The sequence below is a fragment of the Streptomyces sp. NH27 genome (assembly GCF_056859195.1).
Genome location: NZ_JACEGK010000909.1, coordinates 1 through 1,528 on the forward strand (window position 1 = coordinate 1; position 1,528 = coordinate 1,528).

Consider the following 1,528-nt stretch of genomic DNA (forward strand, 5'->3'; position numbering starts at 1 on the left):
GGGTGCCCACTTCCCGTGCGCAGGGCGCCCCTCGCCGCGTGGCCGAGCCCACCAGGGGCGCCGGGAGGTGCCCGCGGCGCCTCCGGGCCGGGTGGCGGGCGTGTTCCGGGGCGGCGCCCCCGCCCCGGCAAGGGTTGTCGCTGCCCGCGCAGGGCACCCTTCACCCGGGGCGGCGGACGCAACCATTGCCGCACCGCGCAGCGTCTACCTGGGAATCCGGCGCCGTGCGGCGGCAGGCTCTACGCTGGGCCGGACCGGAATCGAAGACATTACGCAGCAGGGAGCGCATGACGTGCGGCCGGTAGGCAGCAAATACCTTCTGGAGGAACCGCTCGGACGCGGCGCCACCGGGACCGTCTGGCGTGCCCGGGTGCGCGACGACGACGGCACCCTGGTCGCGGTCAAGGTGCTCAAGGAGGAGTTGGCCGGCGACCCGGACGTGGTGATGCGCTTCCTGCGCGAGCGCTCCGCGTTGCTGCGGCTGCGCCACCCGCACATCGTGCAGGTCCGCGACCTGGTGGTGGAGGGCGACCTGCTCGCGCTGGTCATGGATCTCATCGACGGCCCCGACCTGCACCGCTACCTGCGGGACAACGGCCCGTTCAGCCCGATCGCCACCGCGCTGCTGACCGCGGCGGTCGCGGACGCGCTCGCCGCCAGCCACGCCGACGGCATCGTGCACCGCGACCTCAAGCCCGCCAACGTGCTGCTCGCCACCACCACCGGCGAGGACGGCGCCGAGCGGATGCACCCGATGCTGACGGACTTCGGCATCGCCCGGCTGGCCGACTCCCCGGGTGTGACCCGCACCCAGGAGTTCGTGGGCACCCCGGCCTATGTCGCCCCGGAGTCCGCGCAGGGCCGCCCGCAGACGTCGGCGGTCGACGTGTACGGCGCCGGCGTGCTGATGTACGAGCTGGTCACCGGGCGCGCGCCGTTCCGCGGCGATTCCGCGCTGGAGGTGCTGCACGCCCACATGACCGACCAGGCGGAGCGCCCCGGCAACGTGCCGGAGCCGCTGTGGACGGTCATCGAGCGCTGCCTGCGCAAGGACCCCGAGCAGCGGCCCAGCGCGGAGAACCTGGCGCGGGCGCTGCGGGTGGTCGCCGCGGGCGTGGGGGTGCACGCCAGTCCGGCGCAGGCCGAGGCGGCGCTCGGGGTGGGCGCGCTGCTCGGGCCCGAGGCCGACCCGGCGCTGGTGCCGGGTACCGGCGACCTCGCGGCCGCCGGGGCCTTCGGCGACGCCGAACCCACCCAGGTGCTGCCGACCGGCAGCTCGGCGTACGACGCGAACGCGGCGACCGGGGTGCTGTCGTCGGACCCCTACCGCGGGGCCGCGAACGCCGCCGATGCGGCCCACGTGTCCGGTGCAGCCGACGGCACCCGCGTGCTGCCGGCCTCCGAGGCGCAGGGACCGCCGCAGGCCCAGGGCCCGCACCCGTGGGAGTCCCAGCTCAGCGCCGCCCGGCAGCGCAACGAGCAGACCGAGGTCCGCCAGGTCCCGCCGGAGATGGACCCCCTCTACCGC

Annotated in this window: 1 protein-coding gene; it reads left to right on the forward strand. The window is 75.8% G+C overall.

All coding sequences use genetic code 11. From position 1 onward, the window contains the following. Window positions 1–292: 292 nt before the first annotated feature. Window positions 293–1,528, forward strand: a 1,236-nt coding sequence (locus tag AC13HU_RS36995; RefSeq protein WP_483046383.1) for a serine/threonine-protein kinase, incomplete at its 3' end; no start/stop codon positions are given.